The 1,762-nt window shown below is 63.3% G+C and carries 1 protein-coding gene; it reads left to right on the forward strand.

Translation table 11 applies throughout. The annotated features are described in order from the left end of the window. Positions 1-519 precede the first annotated feature (519 nt). On the forward strand, positions 520-1,762 hold a 1,243-nt coding region (locus GIW04_RS30455), incomplete at its 3' end, for a pyridoxal-phosphate dependent enzyme (RefSeq protein ID WP_236479585.1).

Below are 1,762 nucleotides of genomic sequence, written 5' to 3' on the forward strand. Positions count from 1 at the left end.
CACGCTGGCCGAACGCAGGCTTGAATTCGTGGGTAACCCGGCAGGACGCCGGGTTAGCCGCCCCGCGCCATGGATGGCGCGTGGCGGCGGCCCACGGATTCAAGCCTGTGTTCGGGCACACCGAGCCCAGGCGAGGTGCCGAGTGGTGGGGCAAGAGCGTTTTACTTTTGCGCTTTTCAAAAGTAAGACGCCGTCAGGGCGGAACCCTAAGTGGCCGTTACCTACATAACGGATATGTACTCAGTCTGATCTCAGATCCCGGTCGGCTGTCAGGCCGTCTTCGCAGGCAAGCCAGCTCCCACATTTCACAGGGCATCAGGTAGATAAGCGTTGGCTGTCAGGCCGCCTTAGCGAGCAAGCCCGCTCCCACAGTTTGATTGCGCGCCTTCCCCCCATGCGGCAAAAAAAGTCATCCAACGGACGCCCAGTTGCGACACCGGCGATACCGGCCTATGTTCCAAGCCATGCTGTTTTTTTGCTGTCCCTCGCCCTACGCCCATCCCGTAACCAGGAGACGACATGCCCACGCCTTCCCGCCCTGCCGTACTCGAGCTGATCGGCAATACCCCGCTGGTCAAGGTCAGCCGCTTCGATACCGGCCCCTGCACGCTGTTTCTCAAGTTGGAATCGCAAAACCCCGGCGGTTCCATCAAGGACCGCATCGGCCTGGCGATGATCGACGCTGCCGAGCGCGATGGTCGTTTGCGCCCTGGCGGTACCATCATTGAAGCCACCGCCGGTAATACCGGCCTGGGCCTCGCGCTGGTGGGCCGGGCCAAGGGTTACCGGGTGGTGTTGGTGGTGCCCGACAAGATGTCCACGGAAAAGGTGCTGCACCTCAAGGCCATGGGCGCCGAAGTGCATATCACCCGTTCCGATGTGGGCAAGGGCCATCCCGAGTATTACCAGGACGTGGCGGCACGTTTGGCCAAAGATATTCCAGGCTCGTTCTTCGCCGACCAGTTCAATAACCCGGCCAACCCCTTGGCCCACGAGACCAGCACCGCGCCGGAGATCTGGGCGCAAACCCAGCACGACGTGGACGCCATTGTGGTGGGCGTCGGCTCGGCCGGCACGCTCACCGGTTTGACGCGTTTCTTCAAGCGCGTGCAACCCGAGTTGGCCATAGTGCTGGCCGACCCGGTCGGTTCGGTGATGGCCGAGTACAGCCGCAGCCGCACGCTGGAAACCCCCGGTTCCTGGGCCGTTGAAGGAATAGGCGAGGACTTCATCCCCTCGATCGCCGACCTGTCCAGCGTGCGCCACGCCTACTCCATCAGCGATGCCGACAGCTTCGACCACGCCCGCCAATTGCTCAAGGCCGAAGGTATCCTCGGCGGCTCATCCACCGGCACCCTGCTCGCCGCTGCCTTGCGCTACTGCCGCGAGCAAACCGAACCCAAGCGCGTGGTGACCTTTGTCTGCGACACCGGCACGCGCTACCTGTCGAAGGTTTACAACGACCAGTGGATGAACGACGCCGGCCTGTTGCAGTACAAGCACTACGGCGACCTGCGTGACCTGATCGCGCGCCGCTTCGAAGACGGCCGGGTGATCAGCGTGAGCCCCGACGACACCCTGCTCACCGCCTTCCAGCGCATGCGCCTGGCGGACGTGTCGCAACTGCCGGTACTGGTCGATGGCCAGACACTGGTGGGCGTCATCGACGAGTCCGATATCCTGCTGGGCCTGCACCATGACGCCGCGGACTTCTCCATGACCGTCGCCAGCGCCATGACCAATACGCTGCACACCCTGGCCC

The organism is Pseudomonas sp. PA-4-8C, assembly GCF_021606625.1.
GTDB lineage: Bacteria > Pseudomonadota > Gammaproteobacteria > Pseudomonadales > Pseudomonadaceae > Aquipseudomonas > Aquipseudomonas lactis.